The sequence below is a fragment of the Streptomyces sp. NPDC048600 genome (assembly GCF_055587025.1).
Genome location: NZ_JBVJGZ010000027.1, coordinates 98,394 through 119,951, shown reverse-complemented (window position 1 = coordinate 119,951; position 21,558 = coordinate 98,394). Strand labels below are relative to the sequence as shown.

Sequence of the window (21,558 nt, the reverse complement as noted above, 5' to 3'; positions counted from 1 at the left end):
CCCCCCCCCCCCCCCCCCCCCCCCCCCCCCCCCCCCCCCCCCCCCCCCCCCCCCCCCCCCCCCCCCCCCCCCCCCCCCCCGCACCACCCACCAACCGCAGGCGCCCCCGCCGACAAGCCGCCGCAGGCACGGCACCGGCACCGGCACCGACACCGGCCACCGTCAATGCCGCCGCACCGTGGCCGACCGGCGCAACCGGCTGATCACCGCCCGGAGTTCCGCCCCCCGCAACAGGATCGCGTCTCCCTCCGAGACTTCCACATCTCCCGCCCCCGCCCCCTCCCACAACGCCAGCGCCTCGTCCCGATGCCCGAACACGGTCCGCGGCGCCAGCACACCGCCGCCACCGCCCTCCGGCTCCTCGCCGAACACCCGCACCGGATGGGAGTCGTCCCACGCCTCCCACCCAGGGTCCCCGTCCCGCACGAACCGCATCCACGCCCCGTGCATCGCCCCCGCCAACTCCCCCGGCGCCCCCTCCCCCGCCAGTTTCACCGCGTCCCGGGCGTCCCCCGTGTCGAACACGAACCCCAGCTCCAGCGCGTGACACGCCCCGAGGTCCGGCAGCCGAGAGGGCCAGGCGAACTCGTAGACGTACGACGAACCGGCCCGAGCCCCCGCCAGCCGGGACAACGGCACCCGCAGCAGACGGTCGGTCACCATCTGCCCGACGACCTCGGCCGTCCCCGCCTCCGGGAGCAGCGCCCGGTAGCCGCGGGTCACCTCCGGCCCGCACCGGCACCGGGCCCGCGCCCCGGCGAGCGCGACCGCGCCGAGCCGGTCGACCCGCTCCAGCAGCCCGCCGGGCACCAGCCACAGCCGGTACTCGTCCCGGGTCCATCCCACCATCAGCTCGGCGCCCACCGCGACCGACCCGTCGACCAGCGCCTCCAGCGGATCGCGCGGCACGAGGTCCCCGTCGACGACGATCCCGAAGGCGGGCCCGCCCAGCACGGGACTGCTGAGCCGCCCGGCCTCCCCCTGGGTGCGGAGCAGCAGCGCCCGGTCGACCTCCGCGAAGGCCTCGGCCGTGGCGGGCACCTTCAGCCGGGCGGCCATCCGCCGCACCATCCGCCGCACCTTGTCGCGTTCACTGGCCTCGGGCGACCCGCTCTGGAGGACGGCCCGCCGGAACAGCCCCTGGGCCTGGGGGGCGGCGATGAGCGCGCCGATGCTGATGGCCCCGGCGGACTGCCCGGCGAGGGTCACCCGCCCGGGGTCGCCGCCGAAGGCCGCGACGGTGTGGTGGACCCACCGGAGCGCGGCGAGCTGATCGCGCAGCCCGGCGTTGGCGGGGGCGTCGGGGAACAGGCCGTAGCCCTCGACACCGAGGCGGTAGTTGACGGAGACGACGACCACGCCGTCCCGAGCGAAGGCCCGCCCGTCGTACACGGGCACCGCGGAGGACCCGCGGGTCAGCGCGCCGCCGTGCAGCCATACAAGGACGGGCAGCCGTGCGCCGGGACCGGGTTCGGGGGTCCAGACGTTCAGGTTGAGGCAGTCCTCACCGCCCACCACGGGATCGGACAGGTACTGCGCGAAGGCCTCGGAGTAGGGCGGTTTCGGCGCGGTGGGCCCGAAGGCGCCGGCGTCCCGCACCCCGGCCCAGGGCTCGGGCGGCTCCGGCGGCCGGAACCGGCGGGCCCCGAAGGGCGGAGCGGCGTAGGGAATGCCCCGGAAGACGGCGACGCCGTTGTCGTACCGGCCGCGCACGGCGCCGTAGGGCGTCATCACCACGGGTTGCGCCTGGTCCGCTCTCATGCGCCCACCAGCCCTTCGCGAGGCTCGTCAACATCAGAGCATCACATCGCCCGCGTCTATTCCGTACGGCGATTAGCCCACTGGAGGTAATCCCAGGACCACCGGGACCACACACCCTTCGAACACGAGGCAAACCGGAGGGTCGCCGCAAAGTCCCAGGCAGGGCCCGCATATCCTGCTCGGTCGCAGCCCGACGACCGTAGTGGAGAGGCCCACCCGATGAAGATCCGTTCGGCCCCCGTCCCGACCAGGGGACGGGCGCTGGCCGCCGCCCTGGCCACCCTCGCGTTCGCGACCTGTCTGGCGGGGATTCCGTCCGCCGCGCAGGGCGGCGAGGCGGCGGGCACCGACGAACTGCCGCTCGGCCCGGGCCCGCTGCCGGAGACCCGGACCTCCCGGCAGCTCGCCGACGGGATCACCCAGGTGTCGATCGAGCGGGGACAGACGTCGGCGGAGGACTTCTGGACCGTCACGGTCGGTGTGGGCACGAACGAGCAGGAGGTCGCCGAGCTGGAGGCGGCGGTCCGCGCGGCGGGTTACGAGCCGCGGCGGGACGCGACGGCCGGTCCCGACCCGCGGGGCCCGCTCGACCGGCCGCTGGGCTGGATGGTGCGGGTCGGCCGGTTCACGGACCGGGCCGAGGCGGACACGGCCAGGACGGAGATGGTGGCCGCGGGCCTGACCGGGAGTGTGCAGTACACCGGCGAGGACGGGCACGGTACGACCGGCCCGTGGTCCCTGGACGTGCTGGTGATCGACCCCACCCGGTTCACCGGCCGGATGCGTTCGGAGCTGTCGAACGGGATCGTGCCGGGCCGCGAGACCACGAGCGAGACGGCGCGGCGCACCGGAGCGCTCGCCGCGGTGAACGGCGGCTTCTTCGTCATCGGCAGCGACCGCACGACGCCGGGCCCGTGGCTGGCCGGCACGGACGGGGACCTCGCGGGCATCTCGGTGGTCGGCGGGGACCTCGTCTCGGAGGCGGTGAACGGCCGGCCCGCGCTGGTTCTCCCGAGCGAGTCCGGGAAGCGGGCGGCGGTGCGGCGGCTGAGCACGAGGATCACGCTTCACACGGCGACCGGCACGGCGCGGCTGGTGACCGGACTCAACCGCCAGGCGGGGCTGATCGTGAACTGCGGGGGCGTCGGGACGGCCACCCCCTTCACCCGCCCCGCGCACGACTACACCTGCGGCAATCTCAACGAACTGATCGTCGTCACGCCGAAGTTCGGCACGAGCGCGCCGGAGGGACCCGGCTTCCAGGCCACGCTGGACGCCACCGGGAAGGTGACCGCGGTACGGTCCGTCCGCGGCGGTGCCGTGCCCGCGGGGGGCATGGTCGTCCAGGGGACCGGCAGCGGGGCCGACTGGCTGCGCGCCCAGGCCCGGGTCGGGGCGGTGCTGACGCTGCGGAAGTCGGTGGCGGACGTGGACACCGGGTCGGGGGTGCCGCTGACGTCGAGGACGTCGGTGATCAACGGCGGCCCGCTGCTGCTGCGGAACGGCCAGGTGGTCCTCGACCCGGTGCGGGACGGCTGGAGCCCCGAGGACATCCAGGGCGCGGACCGCGCCGCCCTGTACAACGGCTGGTACCTCCAGCGTGCCCCGCGCACCGCGGCCGGGGTCACCGCGAACGGGCGGATCGTCCTGCTCACGGTGGACGGCCGCCGCCCCGGCCACAGTGTGGGCATGACGATCGCCGAGACGGCGGAGGTCATGCGCAGCCTCGGCGCGGTGAACGCCCTCAACCTCGACGGCGGCGGTTCGACGGCGATGGTGGTGAACGGCGAACTCCAGGGCCTCCCCAGCGACCGCACGGGCGAACGCCCCGACGGCGACGCGCTGGTGGTCCTGGCGCGCTAGGGGAGAAGCCCCGCTTCGGTGCCGACACCACAACCGCAACCGCACCCGCCACCGGCACCGGCACCGGCACCGGCACCGGCACCGAAGCGCCCGCCCCCACTCACCACCACCCCTCCCGAGGCGCACACAACCAGCCATACGCGCCCGTTCAGGCGCCGGGGTGCGTAGCCTCGGCCCCGATGAACACGATTCCCGCACAGCTCGACCACCTCGTCCTCGCGACGCCCGATCTGGCGGGCACCGTCGCCGACTTCGCCCGCCGCACCGGCGTGACACCCGCCCCCGGCGGCGTCCACGTCGGGCTGGGCACCCGCAACCACCTGGTGTCACTGGGCGGTTCGGCCTACCTGGAGATCATCGGTCCCGACCCCGAGCAGTCGGGACACGAAGGTCCACGCGCGTTCGCCGTCGATGTGCTGCCCGTGCCGCGTACGGTCACCTGGGCGATCCGCCCGGCCGATCTGGACGCCACGATCGCCGCCGCCCGCGCGCGCGGCTACGACCCCGGCCCCGCGCACGCCATGAGCCGCCGCACACCCGACGGCACGCTGCTGAGCTGGCGGCTCACGGACGGCGCGGACGCGCACCCGTCGGGCCTGGTCCCGTTCCTGATCGACTGGGGCGACTCGCCCCACCCCGCGGCGTCCGGGCTGCCGGTGACGCCGCTGCTCGGGCTCACCGCCACCGCCCCGGACCCCGACGAACTACGCCCGCTGCTGGCCGCACTGGACGTCGGACTCCCGCTGTCCGAGGGCCCGTTGGGCATGAGGTTCACGGTCGACACACCCCACGGACCGGTCACCTTCGACTGAGTCAGTCACCCGAACCGCACAGGCCGATGCGCCCGCCCACCCGGATGTCCGTTTTCTTCAAGACACCGCCGCCCCACCCCGCCTAGCGTCGACGCATGAGCCCACGATTCGACGCCATCGGCCTGATCGTCTCCGACATGACCGCCGCCGTCCCGTTCTACCGCCGCCTCGGCTTCGACTTCCCCGACGGCTCCGAACAGCAGCCGCACGCGGAGGCCCGACTGCCCGGCGGTGCGCGGCTGATGCTGGACACCGAGGAGACCGTGCGGTCCTTCCACCCGGGCTGGCGGCCCCCCACCGGAGGACACCGCAGCGCGCTGGCCCTGCGCTGCGACGGCCCCGCCGAGGTCGACGCCGTGTACGAGGAGCTGACCGGCGCGGGGTACCACGGCGAGCTGAAGCCCTGGGACGCCGAGTGGGGCCAGCGGTACGCCGTCGTGCACGACCCCGACGGCAACGCGGTGGACCTCTTCGCCCCGGCCGGAGCGCCCTCAGCCGAGTAGCCGGCCCGGCGTGGTCCCTGTCAACTCCCTTACCTCACGGGTGAGATGCGCCTGGTCGGCGTACCCCGCACGCGCGGCGGTCTCGGCCAGGGCGAGACCGGTACGGGACAGCCTCAGGACCCTCTGGAGGCGCAGGATGCGCCCGAGGGTCTTGGGGCCGTACCCGAACGCGGTGAGCGATCGCCGACGCAACTGCCTTTCTCCCAAGCCGAGTTCGCCCGCGACGTCGGCCACCGGCCGGCCCGCGTCGAGCGCCTGGACGACCCGCCCGAGCAGCGGGTCGCCGAGTTCGGCCTCGTCCGCGAGCCGCAGGGCCACGTCCTCCAGCCCGCGCGCCGGATCACCGGCGGCGGCCACGCGCGCCGCGAGCAGCCGCACCTCGGAGGCGGGCAGCAGATCGGCCAACTCCACGCGCCGGTCGCGCAGTTCGTGCGCGGGTACGCCGAGCAGGGCGGGCCCGTCCCCGGGCCGGAAGCGGACTCCCGCCCAGGCGCCGCCCTCCGCGTCGGTGACGTACGCCCGGGTGTCGGGCCCGGCGACCAGCAGCTGTCCCTGGTGCCACAGCAGGTCCATGCACCCGTCGGGCAGGACGCGTCCGCCGCCGGGCCCGGGGCCGCTGCGCCACACCACGGCCCCGGCCACCCGGGACGGCCGCTCCGCATACCCGCCGCTCATGACCACACACCACTCATGCCCACGCGCCGCTCATGCCCGCACCACGCCCACATCCTCACGCCCCCGGGCCCGGTGCTCCTGAGGGCTCACCCCGTACACCCGCTTGAACGCCCCCGACAGCGCGAAGGCGCTGCCGTAGCCGACCCGCCGGGCGATGGCCTCCAGGGTGTCGCCGGTGTCCCGCAGCGCGTCGGCCGCCAGGGCCAGCCGCCAGGCGGTGAGGTAGCTCATCGGCGGCTCCCCGACGAGTTCGCCGAACCTGCGCGCGAGGGCGGCGCGCGAGACCCCGGCCTTCGCGGCCAGAGCGGCGACCGTCCAGGGGTGCGCGGGATCGTCCTGGATCAGCCGCAGCACCCGTCCCACCACCGGGTCGGCCATCGCCCGGTACCACGCGGGCGTCTCCGCCTCGGGCCGGGAGAACCAGGCCCGCAGCGCGGCGATGACCAGCAGGTCCAGGAGCCGGTCGAGAACGACCTCCTGCCCGGGTTCGTCGCGGACGATCTCCTCCATGAGCAGGGGCGTGAGCGGGCAGTCCCAGGTGTCGGAGGTCAGCGTGAGCAGCGGCGGCAGCGCGTCCAGCAGGCGTCCGCTGACCTCGCCGGGCCACAGATAGGTGCCGATGAGCACCACGGTCCCGCCGTCCAGGGTGTCGCCCCAGGTCCGTACGCCGAGGTCCATGGAGCCGTTGAGCGGTCGCCCGTCGGGGTAGCTGCACTCGCCGCCGGGCAGGATCAGGGCCTGCGGGGCGGTGCCGGGATCGTCGGCGCAGGTGTAGGGGTCGGGGTCGCGGGCGATGGCGAGGTCGCCGGCGCGCAGCAGCGTCTTCTCGCCGGCGTCGGGCAGGATCCAGGCGTCGCCGCGGACGACCAGCATCACGGTGAGCGGTGCCCGGTCCTCCACCCGCACGCTCCACGGCGGGTCGAAGCACGCCCGGATCATGAAGGCGCCGCGGGCCCGGGGCCCTTCCAGCAGACCGGCGAGTGCGTCCATGGGAGCCAGCGTAGACGCGCGCTTATGGGAATGAGCCGTTCGGCGATGGGCCCGCGCCCGGTACGGCAGTTGACTGAGGTCATGACTCAGCACACACAGAACATGACCGTGGTGGTGACGGGGGCCTCGGGGCGTACCGGGAGCAGGGTGGCCGTGGCGGCGAAGGACGCGGGGCTGACGGTCCGGACGGCCTCGCGGGCAGACGGGTTCGACTGGAGCGACCGGTCGACGTGGGCGCCGACGCTGCGCGGCGCGGACGCCGTCTACCTCGTCCACCCCACCGACGTGGGCTCGCCGCAGGCCACGGAAGAGGTGGGCGCGCTGGCCCGCGAGGCGGTCGGGCTCGGCGTCCGGCGGCTGGTGCTGCTGTCGGCGCGCGGCGAGGAGCAGGCGCTGCCGACGGAGGAGGCGGTGCGGGCGTCGGGGGCGGACTGGACCGTCGTGCGGGCGGCGTGGTTCATGCAGAACTTCAGCGAGGGCCTGCTCGCGGACGGCATCCGGGGGGCCGGTGAGCTGGTGTTCCCGGGCGGTGAGGTGCGGGAGCCGTTCATCGACGCGCAGGACATCGCGGAGGTGGTGGTGGCGGCGCTGATCTCGGGCGACCGGTACGTGGGGCGGGAGATCGAGGTGTCGGGGCCGCGGCTGCTGACCTTCGGGGAGGCGATGGCGGAGGTGTCCCGGGCGGCCGGGCGCGAACTGCCGTACCGGGCGGTTCCGGCGCGGGCCTTCGGGGAGATGCTCACGGAGTTCGGTACGCCCGCCGAGGAGGCCGGCTTCCTGGTCGAGCTGTTCGAGACGCTGCTCGACGGGCGCAACGCCCACCTCTCGGGCGGTGTCGAGCAGGTCCTCGGCCGCGCGCCGCGCGACTTCGCGGACTTCGTGCGGGAGTCCGCGGGGGCCTGGAAGGCCTGAGCCGGTCCCGGGAGACGACGGCCCGACCGGCCCCGCCCGGCGCGCTCCCGGAGGGCGACGGGCGGGCCACCCCGCCCACCGTCCCCGCCCGGTCATCTCTCGGCGGCCGAGCCCCCGTGCCGCCCCGGCCGGTCACTTCTCCGGCGGCGTCTCCCCGTTCGTCTGCCCCGTCCCCGGCTTCCCCGCACTCTTCGCATGCGCGCGAAAACGCGCGGTGACGTCCTCGTGGGGCAGGAAGCGGGACCACCGCTCCGGGAACTCGGACGGCATGTCCGGGTCGTCGGGGTCGGTCTCGTCGCGGTGGGCGGCGGCGCGGGCGACGTACTCGGCGACCTGCTGCTGCCGCAGCCGCTCGTTGGCCTCACGGGCGGCGGCGGTCGCGGCGGCGGGCCAGACCCGGTCGATGGCGGCGTTGACCGCGGCGCCGACCAGGACGGCGAAGGCGGAGACGCCGATCCACAGCATCACGGCGACGGCGGCGGCCAGCGAGCCGTAGATGGTGGCGCCCTCGACCGTGTTGGTGAGGTAGATCCGCAGCAGGAAGCTGCCGAGCACCCACATGCCCAGGGCGAACAGCGCGCCGGGCACGTCCTCGATCCACGGGGAGCGCACGGGCACGGAGACGTGGTAGAGCGTGGTCAGGAAGATGATGGACAGCACGATGACGACCGGCCAGTAGAGCACCTGGACGAGTGTCGTGGACCAGGGCAGGACCCGTAGCACCGCGTCCGGTCCGGCCACCATCAGCGGCAGCGCGACCGAGCCGATCAGCAGGGCCACGAGGAACAGCACGAAGGCCAGCAGCCGGGTCTTGACGATGCCGCGGACGCCGTCGAGGCCGTACATCACGGTGATGGTGTCGATGAAGACGTTGACCGCGCGCGAGCCGGACCACAGGGCGAACAGGAAGCCTATGGAGATGATGTCCGGGCGGCCGCCCTCCATGACGTCGTCCAGGATCGGCCGGGCGATCTGCTGCACTCCCTTTTCGGACAGAACCGTGCGGGAGGCCTCCAGGAGGTTGGTCTCCAGGCTGGTGATGGTGTCGGTGCCGGTCCAGTCGTCGACGTAGCCGAGCATGCCGATCAGGCTGAGCAGCAGCGGCGGCACGGAGAGCAGGGTGAAGAACGCGGCCTCGGCGGCGAGCCCGAGGATGCGGTACTCGATGCACGAATTGACGGTGTCCTTCAGCAGCAGCCAGGCGGTCCTGCGCTTGGAGACGTTCCGGTAGAGCGCACGCGCGCGGTGGAGACGGCCGGAGGGCCGGCTCCCGGGGGTTTCACTTGCTGGCTGCACGACCCAACGGTATCCGCCGTGGCGCGGTGCACTCACCCTGGTCGGGCGGTGGACCGTGTCCCGCTCGTGCCCCCTCCGCCGCGCCGGGGTAGGTTCCGGTTCATGGCACGCAGCACCCACACCGTGACCAACCAGCCGCCCCCGCTCACCGGCTACGACGTCTTCGGCACCGACCAGGTGCTCGTGGAGGCGGTCGAACGGCATCTGGCACCGGATCTGATCACGGAGGCGACGGGCGATCTGTCGCTGCTCGGGCGTACCTCCGGCTCGGCCCAGGTGCAGGAGTGGGGGGTGCAGGCGAACGAGCATCCGCCGCGGCTGCGCACGCACGACCGCTACGGCCGGCGGCTCGACGAGGTCGACTTCCATCCGGCCTGGCACCGGCTGCTCGGCAAGGGCGTGGCGGCGGGACTGACGTCGGCCTGGAACCGGCCGGGCGGGCATGTGCGGCGGGCGGCGTCGTTCGTGGTGTGGACGCAGGTCGAGGCCGGGAACCTGTGCCCCCTGTCGATGACCCACGCGGCTGTCCCGGCGCTGCGCACCGATCCGGAGCTGGCCGCCGAGTGGGAGCCGCTGCTGACGTCCGTCCTGTACGACCGTGATCTGCGGCCCGCGCGGCTGAAGGCGGGCGCGCTGTTCGGGATGGGCATGACGGAGAAGCAGGGCGGCAGTGACGTCCGCGCGAACGAGACGGCCGCGCGGCCGCTCGCGGAGGACGGGACGTACGAGCTGACCGGGCACAAGTGGTTCTGCTCGGCCCCGATGTCGGACGGCTTCCTGGTGCTGGCGCAGGCCCCGGACGGGCTCACCTGTTTCCTGGTGCCGCGGGTGCTGGCGGACGGCTCGCGGAACGTGTTCCGCATCCAGCGGCTGAAGGACAAGCTGGGCAACCGGTCGAACGCCTCCGCCGAGGTCGAGTTCGACGGCACCTGGGCGCGCCGGGTCGGCGCGGAGGGACGCGGGGTGCGCAGCATCATCGGCATGGTCGCGGCGACCCGGCTGGACTGTGTGCTGGGCTCGGCGGGCCTGATGCGGCAGGCGGTCGCGCAGGCCGTGCACCACTGCGCGCACCGGGAGGCGTTCGGCGGGAAGCTCGTCGACAAGCCGCTGATGCGCAATGTGCTGGCCGATCTCGCGCTGGAGTCGGAGGCGGCGACGACGCTGGCGCTGCGGCTGGCGGCGGCCTACGACGACGGTGGTGAGCAGGAGCGGGCGTTCCTGCGCCTCGCGGTGCCGGCGGCCAAGTACTGGGTGACCAAGCGCTGTGCGCCGCTGGTGGTGGAGGCGGCGGAGTGCCTGGGCGGCAACGGGTACGTCGAGGAGTCGGGGATGCCCCGGCTGGTGCGGGAGTCGCCGCTGAACTCGGTCTGGGAGGGCGCCGGGAACGTCCAGGCGCTGGATGTGCTGCGGGCGCTGCAGCGGGAGCCGACGGCGCTGAACGCGTTCCTCCAGGAGGTCGGGCAGGCGCGCGGGGCGGATCACCGGCTGGACGCGGCGATCAAGGCGCTGCTGACGGAGCTGGCGGATCTGGAGGGCATCGAGGCGAGGGCGCGGCGGCTGGTGGAGCGGCTGGCGCTGGTGCTCCAGGGGGCGCTGCTGGTGCGGTACGCGCCGCCCGCGGTGGCCGACGCGTTCTGCGCGGCGCGGCTGGGCGGGGACGGGGGCGCGGCGTTCGGCACGCTGCCGCACACGCTGGATCTGGCCTCGATCGTGGAGCGGGCCCGGCCGGAGCTGTGATCTGGGGCCGTCCCGTGCCGTCGGCGGGGGTGTCCGCGCCCTGCCGCCGGGGGTGGTGCTGCGCCGACACGGCACCACCCCCGCACGACTGGCCCCTGAGAAGGCCATGGACGCCGCACGGGCGACGTCGCTCAAGTTTCAACCACCGTACTGCTGTTCACCAGGGTTGCAGAGGGTTGCAACTTCGGGCGGCGATGACCGGACTTCGCCCTTCCGTCGGGAAGGGGCGGCAGTATGGACGAACCCGCCGGTACCCGGCCGGAAGTCGTCGGCCCGAGGGCTTGACATCCGGTCGCCGCACAGCTTTTCCCGGGAGGATCCCGTGGCGAACCCGCCGATGAACGTGACGCAGTTGGCCGCCTTCGACACGGCGCACGCGGCACGGATGCTCAGCGCGGTGCGCGAGGCGACGCTCTCCGGACAGCGGGCGCCCCTCGCGCCCCGGCCGGTGATCGAGGACTCCTGGGGGCGCATGCTGCGCGGCGGCGTCGATCCCGACCACGACTTCCGCTCGGGCCTGCTCACCCCGGACGAGGTGCGCCGCCGCCGGGAGGAGTCGCCGCTGCTCCCGGTGCTGCCGGTGCTGCGGGAGGGCCTGCTGTCGGTCGCGGACGCGGCGCGGCACATCATGGTCGTCGCCGACGCGGACGCCCGGGTGCTGTGGCGGGAGGGCAGCGTGCCGGTGCTGCGCAGGGCGGACAGCCTGGGTTTCGAGATCGGCGCGGACTGGCGCGAGCATGTGGTCGGCACCAACGGCGTGGGCACGCCCGCGGTGGTACGGCGGCCCGTGCAGGTGTTCGCCTCCGAGCACTTCGTGCGCTCGCACGCCACCTGGACCTGCGCGGGGGCCCCGATCACCGATCCGCGCGACGGCCGGCTGATCGGCGTGGTCGATGTGAGCGGGCCGCTGGAGACGATGCATCCGGCCACGCTCGCCTGGGTCGACGCGGTGGCCAAACTCGCCGAGGCCCGGCTGCGGGAGCTGCATCTGACCTCCCTGGAGCGGTTGCGGGCGGTGGCGGCCCCGGTGCTGGCCCGGGTCGGCGGACGCGCGCTGGTGATGGACCGGGACGGCTGGACGGCCGCGGTCACCGGTGTGCCGTACACGAGCCGTACCGCGCTGCCCAAGTCCCTGTCGGCGGGGCGGCGGTGGCTGCCCGGACTCGGACCGTGCTCGTTGGAGCCGCTGGCCGGGGGGTGGCTGGTGCGGGCCGCGGCGGACCGGCCGCAGTCGCGCGCGGGCACCCGGATCGTGCTCGATCTGACGCAGCCGCGCCGCTGGTCGGTGGCGGTGTCCGGCGGGGCGGGCGAGTGGTGCCGGGAACTGAGCCCGCGGCACGCGGAGTTGCTCTTCCTGCTGGCCAGACGGCCGGCCGGGCGCAGCGCCGCGGGGCTGGCCGAGGACCTGTTCGGCGACGGCGGGCGCACGGTGACGGTACGGGCCGAGATGTCCAGGGTCCGGCGGTATCTCGAGGGATTCCTGGAACACCGGCCGTATCGTTTCTGCGAGGACCTGGACGTGGAGATTCTCCTCCCGGACGACCCTGCCGACCTGCTGCCGCACTCCAGCGCGCCCGCGGTACGGGCGGCACGGCGGGCCGGCTCGCCCTGAGAGGGAGCCGAGCGGTGCGGCGGGCGCGGCAGGGGCGCCCCGCGCGGGCGGGACCCGGCAACCCGGTCCGGCCCCGGGTGACTTCCTCCACCGATTTGTCGGGTCCTCGTCCATCCGCCCGCCCCGCTGCCGTAGAGTCGCCTGAGGCCGTCTCTGCTGTTTCCTGATCAACGTACGGATCACCAGGCTCAGTTGACCCGGCCCGCGCGAGCCTGGAGAGGGAGCTCATGAAGCATCGCGGCAGACACCGCCGGCGCAAGCGGGGCAGGGCGCTGCGCGCGTTCCTGACCGGGACCGCGCTCGCGCTGACCGGCGCCGCGACCATGATCAGCGTCTCCCAGGCGACCGTCGACGAGAACCCCGGCCCGCTGACGGCCGCCGCCGACGCGTCCGGCCGGCTGACCGAGGACCTCCTCCCGTCCCGCACCCTGGACCGTCTGACCCGCGAGATGGGCCGCCCCGTCGGCATAGGCGCCCTGCTCGCCCGCACCGACCACAGCCTCCGCCCGGCCGCCGCGTGCACCACCGCCGAGCGCGCCGCGCTGCCGGTCGCCCCGGCCACCACCCGTGCCCACTGCTGGGACCCCGCCGACACCGGCGGCCGCCGCCCGGGGGCGGTCACCACCTCCGCGGACGCGGACGACGACGGCGCCTGGGGCACCCACCGGGTGGTCCTCGCCGGGTGGTCCACGGCCACGGCGGGCCCGGACGACGGGACGGGCGCCGGGAGCGGGACGGCCGCCGGGAACACCACGGGGGCCGCCGCCCGGTCCGCGCGCCCGGTGCTCGCCCGCGTCTCCTTCGTCGACGCCGACCCGTCCCACCACCCGGCCTACACCTCGGCCCTCCTCGTCGTACCGGTGAACGACGGACGCGACTACCGGCCGCTCGCCTCCGACCTGTCCGGCATGGTCTGGTACGAGGACAAGCTGCTCGTCACCGCGGACCACGCCGTCTACGTCTACGACATGCACCGCATCCTGCGCACGACCGTGTCGGCCCCCTCGGCCGGCCGGGTGCCCGGCGGCTGGTCGGCGTACGGGATGCGGTACGTCCTGCCCGCCGTCGGCGCCTACCGGCTCGCCCCCGGCGCGCCCGGCCCCGGCGCCCTCTCGCTGGACCGCAGCACGGCACCCGACAGCCTGGTGCTGACCCAGCGCACGGCCGGGGACGGCGAGGACGGCACCCTGCTGCGGCGCTACGCCTTCAGCACCGACCCGGACCGTTCCGGCCTCCTCGCCACGGACGCCACGGACACCACAGACGCCGCCCCGCGCGCCCGGAACCGGGCCGAACCCGTCGAGACGCTGCGCACCGAGGCCACCGACGTGCGCGGCGTGCTGGCGCACCGCTCGGGCTGGTACGTCAGCCGGGCCAGCGAGGGCGGCCCCGGCTCGCTGTGGCGCCAGGACACCGAGGGCGCCCGGGTCACCGGGTGCGGCACCGACCGCGCCTCCCACTGCTGGAGCGCCTCGACCGCCTCCCTCTCGTACGGGGAGCGGACCGGCGAGGTGTGGACGCAGTCGGGACGCATGCTGTTCGCGCTGCCGCTGCGCGAGATCGACCGGGCGCTCGACTGACGTCCGGGGCGGCGGCCCCGGCGGCCGTGCCGCGCCCGTGCGGCCGTACCGCCGACGGCGCCCCGACGGCCGCACTCCGGACGCGATCGACAGATGTCCGGAAGGGATGATTCCCTGACGGACATGAGCAATGTCGTCGTGACCACCTGGTCCCTGGAGCAGACAGCGCCCACCGATCTCCTGCCGGCCGCCGCGCCGGAGGGTGACGTGCGGATCGTGCGCGCCGAGCTTCCCTCGCCCGAGTTCAGCCGCTTCCTGTACGCCTCCGTCGGCGGGGACATCCTGTGGACCGACCGGCTCGGCTGGACGTACGCGCGCTGGCAGGAGCACCTGGACCGGCCCGGCGCGGAGACCTGGGTCGCCTACGAGCGGGGCACGCCCGCCGGGTACGTGGAGCTGAGCCCGCAGGACGACGGGGTCGTGGAGATCGAGTACTTCGGGCTGATCGCGGCCTTCCGCGGCCGGCGCATTGGCGGTCATCTGCTGTCGGTGGGCACCGCCCGGGCCTGGGACCTCGCGGAGCGCTGGCCCGAGCGCACCCCGACCAAGCGGGTCTGGCTGCACACCTGCAGCAAGGACGGCGAGTTCGCGATGGACAACTACCAGCGCCGGGGCTTCAAGCTGTTCGACACCAAGGTCGAGGAGGAGGCGCTGCGGCCCACGCCCGGCCCCTGGCCCGGCGCTTACCCTGCCTGACCTGCGTCGACAAGTCCGTTCGCGGACGGTGTGACCGATGACACCCTTGTCCCACATAGCGGGACAAGGGTGTCCGCATGTTGGACGAAGCTGGACTGTGTCCAGATCTCCGTGACACGCTTCCGTCATGTCTGGAACTGGAATTGCCTTGGTGAGTCGGCGGCACGTCGACCTCGGCCGCATGTCCAGCGCCATCTGTCCGGTGAGCTGACACCACCAGCACAGCCGCGTTCCCCGCTTCCAGATTTCCCCGGTGTTTCCTGCGCGACGATGCGCGGGTATGCCTCCGTGCGCCCGTAGGCGCAGGTCAGAGCCGCTCCCCCGGTCCCGAAGGACGTAACAACCATGGCCGCGAACCCGCAGAACCCCGCTGCCGCGACTCCCCGCCGCAAGGTGAGCCGTCACCGTGGCGAGGGTCAGTGGGCCGCGGGGCACTTCACCCCGCTCAACGGCAACGAGCAGTTCAAGAAGGACGACGACGGTCTCAATGTGCGGACACGCATTGAGACGATCTACTCCAAGCGCGGCTTCGACTCGATCGACCCCAACGACCTGCGCGGCCGGATGCGCTGGTGGGGTCTGTACACCCAGCGCAAGCCCGGGATCGACGGCGGCAAGACCGCGATCCTGGAGCCGGAGGAGCTGGACGACGAGTACTTCATGCTGCGCGTCCGCATCGACGGCGGCCGGCTGACCACCGAGCAGCTGCGGGTGATCGGCGAGATCTCGCAGGAGTTCGCCCGCGGCACCGCGGACATCACCGACCGGCAGAACGTCCAGTACCACTGGATCCGCATCGAGGACGTGCCCGAGATCTGGAACCGCCTGGAGGCGGTCGGCCTGTCCACCACCGAGGCGTGCGGCGACACCCCGCGTGTGATCATCGGCTCCCCGGTCGCGGGCATCGCCGCCGACGAGATCATCGACGGCAGCCCCGCCATCGAGGAGATCCAGCGCCGGGTCATCGGCAACAAGGCCTTCTCGAACCTGCCCCGGAAGTTCAAGTCCGCGATCTCCGGCTCGCCGCTGCTGGACGTGGCGCACGAGATCAACGACGTGGCGTTCGTGGGCGTGAACCACCCCGAGCACGGCCCCGGCTTCGACGTGTGGGTCGGCGGCGGCCTGTCCACCAACCCCAAGATCGGCGTCCGGCTCGGCGCCTGGGTGCCGCTGGACGAGGTCCCGGACGTCTACGAGGGCGTCATCTCGATCTTCCGTGACTACGGCTACCGCCGGCTCCGCACCCGCGCCCGCCTGAAGTTCCTGGTCGCCGACTGGGGCCCGGAGAAGTTCCGCGAGGTCCTGGAGAACGAGTACCTGGGGCGCAAGCTGGTCGACGGCCCCGCCCCCGACCAGCCGGTCGCCCGCTGGCGCGACCACGTCGGAGTGCACCGGCAGAACGACGGGCGCTACTACGTCGGTTTCGCGCCGCGCGTCGGCCGTGTCGACGGCACCACGCTCACCAAGATCGCCGACCTGGCGGAGGCGCACGGCTCGGGCCGGGTGCGCACCACGGTCGAGCAGAAGATGATCGTCCTCGATGTCGAGGAGGGGCAGGTCGAGTCGCTGGTCGAGTCGCTGGAGGCGCTGGACCTCACCGCGAAGCCCTCCCCCTTCCGGCGCGGCACGATGGCCTGCACCGGCATCGAGTACTGCAAGCTCGCGATCGTCGAGACCAAGGCGCGCGGCGCCGCGCTGATCGACGAACTGGAGCGCCGGATCCCGGACTTCGACGAGCCGATCACCATCAACCTCAACGGCTGCCCGAACGCCTGCGCCCGTATCCAGGTCGCGGACATCGGTCTCAAGGGCCAGCTGGTCCTGAACGAGCGGGGCGAGCAGGTCGAGGGCTACCAGGTGCACCTGGGCGGCGCGCTCGGTCTGGAGGCCGGGTTCGGCCGCAAGGTGCGCGGTCTGAAGGTCACCTCCGAGGAACTGCCCGACTACGTCGAGCGGGTGCTCAAGCGGTTCGAGGCCGAGCGCGAGGACGGCGAGCGGTTCGCGGCCTGGGCCTCACGTGCCTCCGAGGAGGCCCTGTCGTGAGCGAGCGCGCCGCCCCCTTCTACTGCCCCTACTGCGGCGACGAGGACCTGCGTCCCAATGAGCAGGGCCACGGCGCCTGGGAATGCGCGGCATGCAACCGCGCATTCCAGTTGAAGTTCCTCGGGCTGCTGACCCGGGGGCTTCAGCCCAACTCAACGGGAGGGGACGAGTCATGACGACGGCTCAGGAAGTGCGTACGGCGGACGAGTTGAAGGCACTGGCCGAGCGGGCGGGCCGCGAACTGGAGGACGCCTCCGCGCTGGAGATCCTGCAGTGGGCGGTCGGCACCTTCGGCAAGCGGTTCTGCGTGACCTCCTCCATGGAGGACGCGGTGGTCGCCCACCTCGCCTCGCGGGCGATGCCCGGAGTGGACGTGGTGTTCCTCGACACCGGCTACCACTTCGAGGAGACCATCGGCACCCGTGACGCGGTCGAGGCCGTGATGGACGTCAACGTCATCACGCTGACCCCGCGGCAGACCGTCGCCGAACAGGACGCCGAGCACGGCCCGAAGCTGCACGACCGCGACCCCGACCTGTGCTGCAGGCTCCGCAAGGTGCAGCCCCTGGAGGAGGGCCTCGGCGGCTACCAGGCCTGGGCGACCGGCCTGCGCCGCGACGAGTCCCCCACCCGGGCGAACACCCCGGTCGTCGGCTGGGACGAGAAGCGGCAGAAGGTCAAGATCTCGCCGATCGCCCGCTGGACCCAGGACGACGTCGACGCCTACGTCACCGAGCACGGCGTCCTCACCAACCCGCTGCTGACGGACGGCTACGCCTCCGTCGGCTGCGCCCCCTGCACCCGCCGGGTGGCGGAGGGCGAGGACGCGCGCGCCGGACGCTGGGCGGGCCGCGCCAAGACCGAGTGCGGACTGCACGCATGACGAGCCATCAGACCCCGACGACCCAGGAGAAGCACGTGACGACCGGAGCCACCGTCTGGCTCACGGGTCTGCCGAGCGCCGGCAAGACCACCATCGCGTACGAGCTGGCCGGCCGGCTGCGCGAGGAGGGCCACCGCGTCGAGGTCCTCGACGGCGACGAGATCCGCGAGTTCATCTCCGCGGGCCTCGGCTTCAGCCGCGAGGACCGGCACACCAACGTCCAGCGCATCGGCTTCGTCGCCGAACTCCTCGCCCGCAACGGCGTCCTGGTCCTCGTCCCCGTCATCGCCCCCTACGCCGACAGCCGCGACGCCGTGCGCAAGCGCCACGAGGCGAACTCGACGGCGTACGTCGAGGTGCATGTGGCGACCCCGGTCGACGTGTGCAGCGTGCGGGACGTGAAGGGTCTGTACGCCAAGCAGGCCGCGGGCGAACTGACCGGGCTCACCGGGGTCGACGACCCGTACGAGGAGCCCGAGACGCCCGATCTGCGGATCGAGTCCCAGAACCAGACCGTGCAGGAGTCCGCGGCGTCGGTGTACGCCCTGCTCACCGAAAGGAGCCTGGCGTGACCACGGTTGCCACCCTCCACGAGGACACGGACACCCCGTACGCCCTCTCCCACCTGGACGCCCTGGAGTCCGAGGCCGTCCACATCTTCCGCGAGGTGGCGGGCGAGTTCGAGAAGCCGGTGATCCTGTTCTCCGGCGGCAAGGACTCGATCGTCATGCTGCACCTGGCGCTGAAGGCCTTCGCCCCGGCGCCGGTGCCCTTCACGCTGCTGCACGTGGACACCGGGCACAACTTCCCCGAGGTCATCGAGTACCGCGACCGCGCGGTCGCCGCGCACAACCTGCGGCTGCACGTGGCCTCGGTGCAGGACTACATCGACCGCGGTGTCCTCAAGGAGCGCCCGGACGGCACCCGCAACCCGCTCCAGACGCTGCCGCTGACGGAGAAGATCCAGGCGGAGAAGTTCGACGCGGTCTTCGGCGGCGGCCGCCGCGACGAGGAGAAGGCCCGCGCCAAGGAGCGGGTGTTCTCGCTGCGCGACGAGTTCTCCCAGTGGGACCCGCGCCGCCAGCGCCCCGAGCTGTGGAACCTGTACAACGGCCGGCACGCCCCGGGCGAGCATGTGCGCGTCTTCCCGCTGTCCAACTGGACCGAGCTGGACGTGTGGCAGTACATCGACCGCGAGGGCATCGAGCTGCCGGAGATCTACTTCGCGCACGAGCGGGACGTGTTCCGGCGCAACGGGATGTGGCTGACCGCGGGCGAGTGGGGCGGCCCGAAGGACGGCGAGACCGTCGAGAAGCGCCTGATCCGCTACCGCACGGTCGGCGACATGTCCTGCACCGGTGCCGTCGACTCCGACGCCACCACGCTGGACGCCGTGATCACCGAGATCGCCGCCTCCCGGCTCACCGAGCGGGGCGCGACGCGCGCCGACGACAAGCTCTCCGAGGCCGCGATGGAAGACCGCAAGCGCGAGGGGTACTTCTAGCCATGAGCACCACCACGACCGAGGAGCTCTCGGCCACCACCCTGCTGCGGTTCGCCACCGCCGGCTCCGTCGACGACGGCAAGTCCACCCTGGTGGGCCGGCTGCTGCACGACTCCAAGTCGGTCCTCGCCGACCAGCTGGAGGCCGTGGAGCACGCCTCGCGCAACCGCGGCCAGGAGGCGCCCGACCTCGCGCTGCTCACCGACGGCCTGCGCGCCGAGCGCGAGCAGGGCATCACCATCGACGTGGCCTACCGCTACTTCGCCACGCCCCGGCGCCGGTTCATCCTCGCCGACACCCCCGGGCATGTGCAGTACACGCGGAACATGGTCACCGGCGCCTCCACGGCCGAGCTGACGGTCATCCTCGTCGACGCCCGCAACGGCGTCGTGGAGCAGACCCGCCGGCACGCCGCGATCGCCGCCCTGCTGCGGGTGCCGCACGTCGTCCTCGCGGTCAACAAGATGGACCTGGTGAGCTACCAGGAGGCCGTCTTCGCGCAGATCGCCGAGGAGTTCACCGCGTACGCCACCGAGCTGGGCGTCCCCGAGGTCACCGCGATCCCGATCTCGGCGCTGGAGGGCGACAACGTGGTGGAGCCCTCCTCCCACATGGACTGGTACGGCGGCCCGACGGTGCTGGAGCACCTGGAGACGGTGCCGGTCAGCCACGACCTGGCGCACTGCCACGCGCGGCTGCCCGTGCAGTACGTGATCCGCCCGCAGACCGCCGAGCACCCCGACTACCGCGGCTACGCGGGGCAGATCGCCGCCGGTTCGTTCCGGGTCGGCGAGGACGTCACCGTCCTGCCGTCCGGCCGTACCACGAAGATCTCCGGGATCGACCTGCTGGGCCGGTCCGTCGGCGTGGCGTGGACGACCCAGTCGGTGACGGTGCTGCTCGCGGACGACATCGACGTCTCGCGCGGCGACCTGATCGTGCCGACCAAGGACGCCCCCGCGACCACGCAGGACGTGGAGGCCACGGTCTGCCATGTCGCCGACCAGCCGCTGACCGTGGGCCACCGGGTGCTGATCAAGCACGGCACGCGCACGGTGAAGGCGATCGTCAAGGACATCCCGTCCCGGCTCACCCTCGACGACCTGTCCCTGCACCCGCACCCGGGGCAGCTCGTCGCCAACGACATCGGGCGCGTGAAGATCCGCACCGCGGAGCCGCTGCCCGTCGACTCCTACGCCGACTCCCGCCGCACCGGTTCGTTCATCCTGATCGACCCGGCCGACGGCACCACGCTCACCGCGGGCATGGTCGGCGAGTCCTTCGCGGCCCCGGAGCCGGTCAAGGACCACGCCGAGGACGACGGGTGGGACTTCTGAGCATGAATTCCACGGACTACTACTCCACGTTCGCCAAGGAGGGCGGCCGCGTCGGCAGCGGCGCCGTCGGCAGCGGGCAGGGCGGAGTGGCGCGATGTGTGCGTTGACGTACGCGCACCGCTTGCGCGCCCTCACCCCCCACCGCCGTAGACGAAGACCTGCCGACTTCCCGGCCACGACCTGAGAGACCGTGACCGCCGGGCCTCCGAGAGGAACACCTCCCGTGCCTGCCACATCCGCTCTTCGCCGTACCTTCGCGGTCGTCACCGCCCTCCCCCTGCTCACCCTCGCCGCCTGCGGCTACGGCTCCGAGGCCGACGAGAAGCCTTCGCAGCAGAAGGTCGCCGCCGGATCCGAGAAGATCGACGGACTCGACTCCGTCAGAATCGGCTACTTCGGCAACCTGACCCACGGCACCGCGCTGGTCGGTGTGCAGAAGGGCTTCTTCCAGAAGGCGCTCGGCGCCACGGAGGCCAAGTACCAGGTCTTCAACGCCGGCCCGTCGGAGATCGAGGCGCTCAACTCGGGCTCCATCGACATCGGCTGGATCGGCCCGTCCCCGGCGATCAACGGCTACACCAAGTCCAAGGGCACCAACCTGCGCATCATCGGCGGCTCGGCCTCCGGCGGCGTGAAGCTCGTGGTCAACCCGGACAAGATCAAGTCCGTCAAGGACGTCAAGGGCAAGCGGATCGCGACCCCGCAGCTGGGCAACACGCAGGACGTGGCGCTGCTCAACTGGGCCGCGGAGCAGGGCTGGAAGGTCGACGCCGAGAGCGGCAAGGGCGACATCTCCGTGGTCCGCACGGACAACAAGGTCACTCCGGACGCCTACAAGTCCGGCTCGATCGACGGCGCCTGGGTGCCGGAGCCGACGGCGTCCAAGCTGGTCGCCGAGGGCGCGAAGGTGCTGCTCGACGAGGCGGACCTGTGGCCGGACAAGAAGTTCGTGATCACGAACATCATCGTGTCGCAGAAGTTCCTGAAGGAGCACCCGAAGGCCGTCGAGGCCGTGCTGAAGGCGTCGGTCGACACCAACAAGTGGATCAACGCCAACCCGGACCAGGCGAAGGCCGCGGCCAACACCCAGCTCGGCATCGACTCCGGCAAGGAGCTCAAGCCGGAGGTCCTGGACCCGGCGTGGAAGTCCATCCAGTTCACCGACGACCCGCTGGCGGCCACCCTCAACACCGAGGCGCAGCACGCGGTGAAGGCCGGTCTGCTGGAGGACCCGCTGCTGGACGGCATCTACGACCTCAAGCCGCTCAACCAGGTCCTCGCGGCCGCGGGTGAGAGCTCGGTCGACGACGCCGGACTCGGCACCAAGTAAGCCCGCTGACCCCTTCGTTCCCAG

The 21,558-nt window shown here is 72.9% G+C and carries 20 protein-coding genes; 16 read left to right on the top strand and 4 right to left on the bottom strand.

All coding sequences use genetic code 11. The features are described from left to right. Nucleotides 1-162 precede the first annotated feature (162 nt). Nucleotides 163-1,761: a carboxylesterase/lipase family protein gene (locus ACZ6SQ_RS30270; protein WP_469567643.1), complete on the bottom strand. Its 1,599-nt coding sequence runs from the start codon at nucleotides 1,759-1,761 to the stop codon at nucleotides 163-165. A gap of 219 nt (nucleotides 1,762-1,980) precedes the next feature. Here ACZ6SQ_RS30270 and ACZ6SQ_RS30265 point away from each other — a divergent pair, with 219 nt between their 5' ends. The 3 genes from ACZ6SQ_RS30265 to ACZ6SQ_RS30255 all read left to right on the top strand — a co-directional run bounded on the left by ACZ6SQ_RS30265 (nucleotide 1,981) and on the right by ACZ6SQ_RS30255 (nucleotide 4,939). Continuing rightward, nucleotides 1,981-3,624 (top strand): phosphodiester glycosidase family protein, encoded by a 1,644-nt coding sequence (locus ACZ6SQ_RS30265; protein WP_469567641.1) that lies wholly within the window; start codon nucleotides 1,981-1,983, stop codon nucleotides 3,622-3,624. 179 nt (nucleotides 3,625-3,803) lie between these two features. Then, on the top strand, nucleotides 3,804-4,436 hold the full coding sequence (locus ACZ6SQ_RS30260; RefSeq protein ID WP_469567639.1) for a VOC family protein: 633 nt from the start codon (nucleotides 3,804-3,806) through the stop codon (nucleotides 4,434-4,436). A 95-nt stretch (nucleotides 4,437-4,531) separates the two neighbouring features. Continuing rightward, nucleotides 4,532-4,939 (top strand): VOC family protein, encoded by a 408-nt coding sequence (locus tag ACZ6SQ_RS30255; RefSeq protein ID WP_386380921.1) that lies wholly within the window; start codon nucleotides 4,532-4,534, stop codon nucleotides 4,937-4,939. On the opposite strand, the gene ACZ6SQ_RS30250 is transcribed toward ACZ6SQ_RS30255, so the two are convergent. Both ACZ6SQ_RS30250 and ACZ6SQ_RS30245 read right to left on the bottom strand, forming a co-directional pair. After that, a complete protein-coding gene (locus ACZ6SQ_RS30250) occupies nucleotides 4,928-5,614 on the bottom strand; it encodes a helix-turn-helix domain-containing protein (RefSeq protein WP_469567637.1) in 687 nt (228 codons plus the stop codon). The two genes, ACZ6SQ_RS30255 and ACZ6SQ_RS30250, sit on opposite strands and share 12 nt — an antisense overlap. Nucleotides 5,615-5,644: 30 nt before the next feature. Then, complete coding sequence (locus ACZ6SQ_RS30245; RefSeq protein ID WP_469567635.1) at nucleotides 5,645-6,604, bottom strand: AraC family transcriptional regulator; 960 nt, start codon at nucleotides 6,602-6,604, stop codon at nucleotides 5,645-5,647. Nucleotides 6,605-6,685: 81 nt separating this feature from the next. Here ACZ6SQ_RS30245 and ACZ6SQ_RS30240 point away from each other — a divergent pair, with 81 nt between their 5' ends. Further along, entirely contained in the window at nucleotides 6,686-7,516 is an 831-nt protein-coding gene (locus tag ACZ6SQ_RS30240) for an NmrA family NAD(P)-binding protein (protein ID WP_469567633.1), read from the top strand. A gap of 132 nt (nucleotides 7,517-7,648) precedes the next feature. Here ACZ6SQ_RS30240 and ACZ6SQ_RS30235 read toward each other — a convergent pair whose 3' ends face one another. Then, nucleotides 7,649-8,812 (bottom strand): YihY/virulence factor BrkB family protein, encoded by a 1,164-nt coding sequence (locus tag ACZ6SQ_RS30235; protein ID WP_386380917.1) that lies wholly within the window; start codon nucleotides 8,810-8,812, stop codon nucleotides 7,649-7,651. Nucleotides 8,813-8,914: 102 nt separating this feature from the next. Between ACZ6SQ_RS30235 and ACZ6SQ_RS30230 the strand changes: the two genes are divergently transcribed. The 12 genes from ACZ6SQ_RS30230 (at nucleotide 8,915) to ACZ6SQ_RS30175 (ending at nucleotide 21,534) form a co-directional block, all read left to right on the top strand. Then, nucleotides 8,915-10,549: an acyl-CoA dehydrogenase family protein gene (locus ACZ6SQ_RS30230; RefSeq protein WP_469567630.1), complete on the top strand. Its 1,635-nt coding sequence runs from the start codon at nucleotides 8,915-8,917 to the stop codon at nucleotides 10,547-10,549. A 322-nt stretch (nucleotides 10,550-10,871) separates the two neighbouring features. Further along, a complete protein-coding gene (locus ACZ6SQ_RS30225) occupies nucleotides 10,872-12,161 on the top strand; it encodes a GAF domain-containing protein (protein WP_469567628.1) in 1,290 nt (429 codons plus the stop codon). Between the two features lie 227 nt (nucleotides 12,162-12,388). Further along, complete coding sequence (locus tag ACZ6SQ_RS30220) at nucleotides 12,389-13,741, top strand: hypothetical protein (protein WP_469567625.1); 1,353 nt, start codon at nucleotides 12,389-12,391, stop codon at nucleotides 13,739-13,741. 123 nt (nucleotides 13,742-13,864) lie between these two features. Continuing rightward, entirely contained in the window at nucleotides 13,865-14,437 is a 573-nt protein-coding gene (locus tag ACZ6SQ_RS30215) for a GNAT family N-acetyltransferase (RefSeq protein ID WP_469567623.1), read from the top strand. Nucleotides 14,438-14,564: 127 nt separating this feature from the next. Further along, complete coding sequence (locus ACZ6SQ_RS30210) at nucleotides 14,565-14,648, top strand: putative leader peptide (protein ID WP_309474722.1); 84 nt, start codon at nucleotides 14,565-14,567, stop codon at nucleotides 14,646-14,648. Nucleotides 14,649-14,782: 134 nt separating this feature from the next. Beyond that, a complete protein-coding gene (locus ACZ6SQ_RS30205) occupies nucleotides 14,783-16,480 on the top strand; it encodes a nitrite/sulfite reductase (RefSeq protein ID WP_469567621.1) in 1,698 nt (565 codons plus the stop codon). Continuing rightward, nucleotides 16,477-16,656: a hypothetical protein gene (locus tag ACZ6SQ_RS30200; RefSeq protein WP_469567620.1), complete on the top strand. Its 180-nt coding sequence runs from the start codon at nucleotides 16,477-16,479 to the stop codon at nucleotides 16,654-16,656. The genes ACZ6SQ_RS30205 and ACZ6SQ_RS30200 overlap by 4 nt, the downstream gene beginning before the upstream one ends. Next, nucleotides 16,653-17,363 (top strand): phosphoadenylyl-sulfate reductase, encoded by a 711-nt coding sequence (locus ACZ6SQ_RS30195; RefSeq protein WP_469567618.1) that lies wholly within the window; start codon nucleotides 16,653-16,655, stop codon nucleotides 17,361-17,363. Before ACZ6SQ_RS30200 ends, ACZ6SQ_RS30195 begins: the two co-directional genes overlap by 4 nt. Next, a complete protein-coding gene (cysC, locus tag ACZ6SQ_RS30190) occupies nucleotides 17,360-17,935 on the top strand; it encodes an adenylyl-sulfate kinase (protein WP_469567617.1) in 576 nt (191 codons plus the stop codon). The genes ACZ6SQ_RS30195 and cysC overlap by 4 nt, the downstream gene beginning before the upstream one ends. After that, a complete protein-coding gene (cysD, locus tag ACZ6SQ_RS30185; protein WP_469567616.1) occupies nucleotides 17,932-18,867 on the top strand; it encodes a sulfate adenylyltransferase subunit CysD in 936 nt (311 codons plus the stop codon). Before cysC ends, cysD begins: the two co-directional genes overlap by 4 nt. A 2-nt stretch (nucleotides 18,868-18,869) precedes the next feature. Continuing rightward, the gene (locus ACZ6SQ_RS30180; RefSeq protein ID WP_469567614.1) at nucleotides 18,870-20,204 is read left to right on the top strand and encodes a sulfate adenylyltransferase subunit 1; all 1,335 of its coding nucleotides are present in this window, start codon (nucleotides 18,870-18,872) and stop codon (nucleotides 20,202-20,204) included. Nucleotides 20,205-20,427: 223 nt separating this feature from the next. After that, a complete protein-coding gene (locus ACZ6SQ_RS30175) occupies nucleotides 20,428-21,534 on the top strand; it encodes an aliphatic sulfonate ABC transporter substrate-binding protein (protein WP_469567613.1) in 1,107 nt (368 codons plus the stop codon). Nucleotides 21,535-21,558 lie beyond the last annotated feature (24 nt).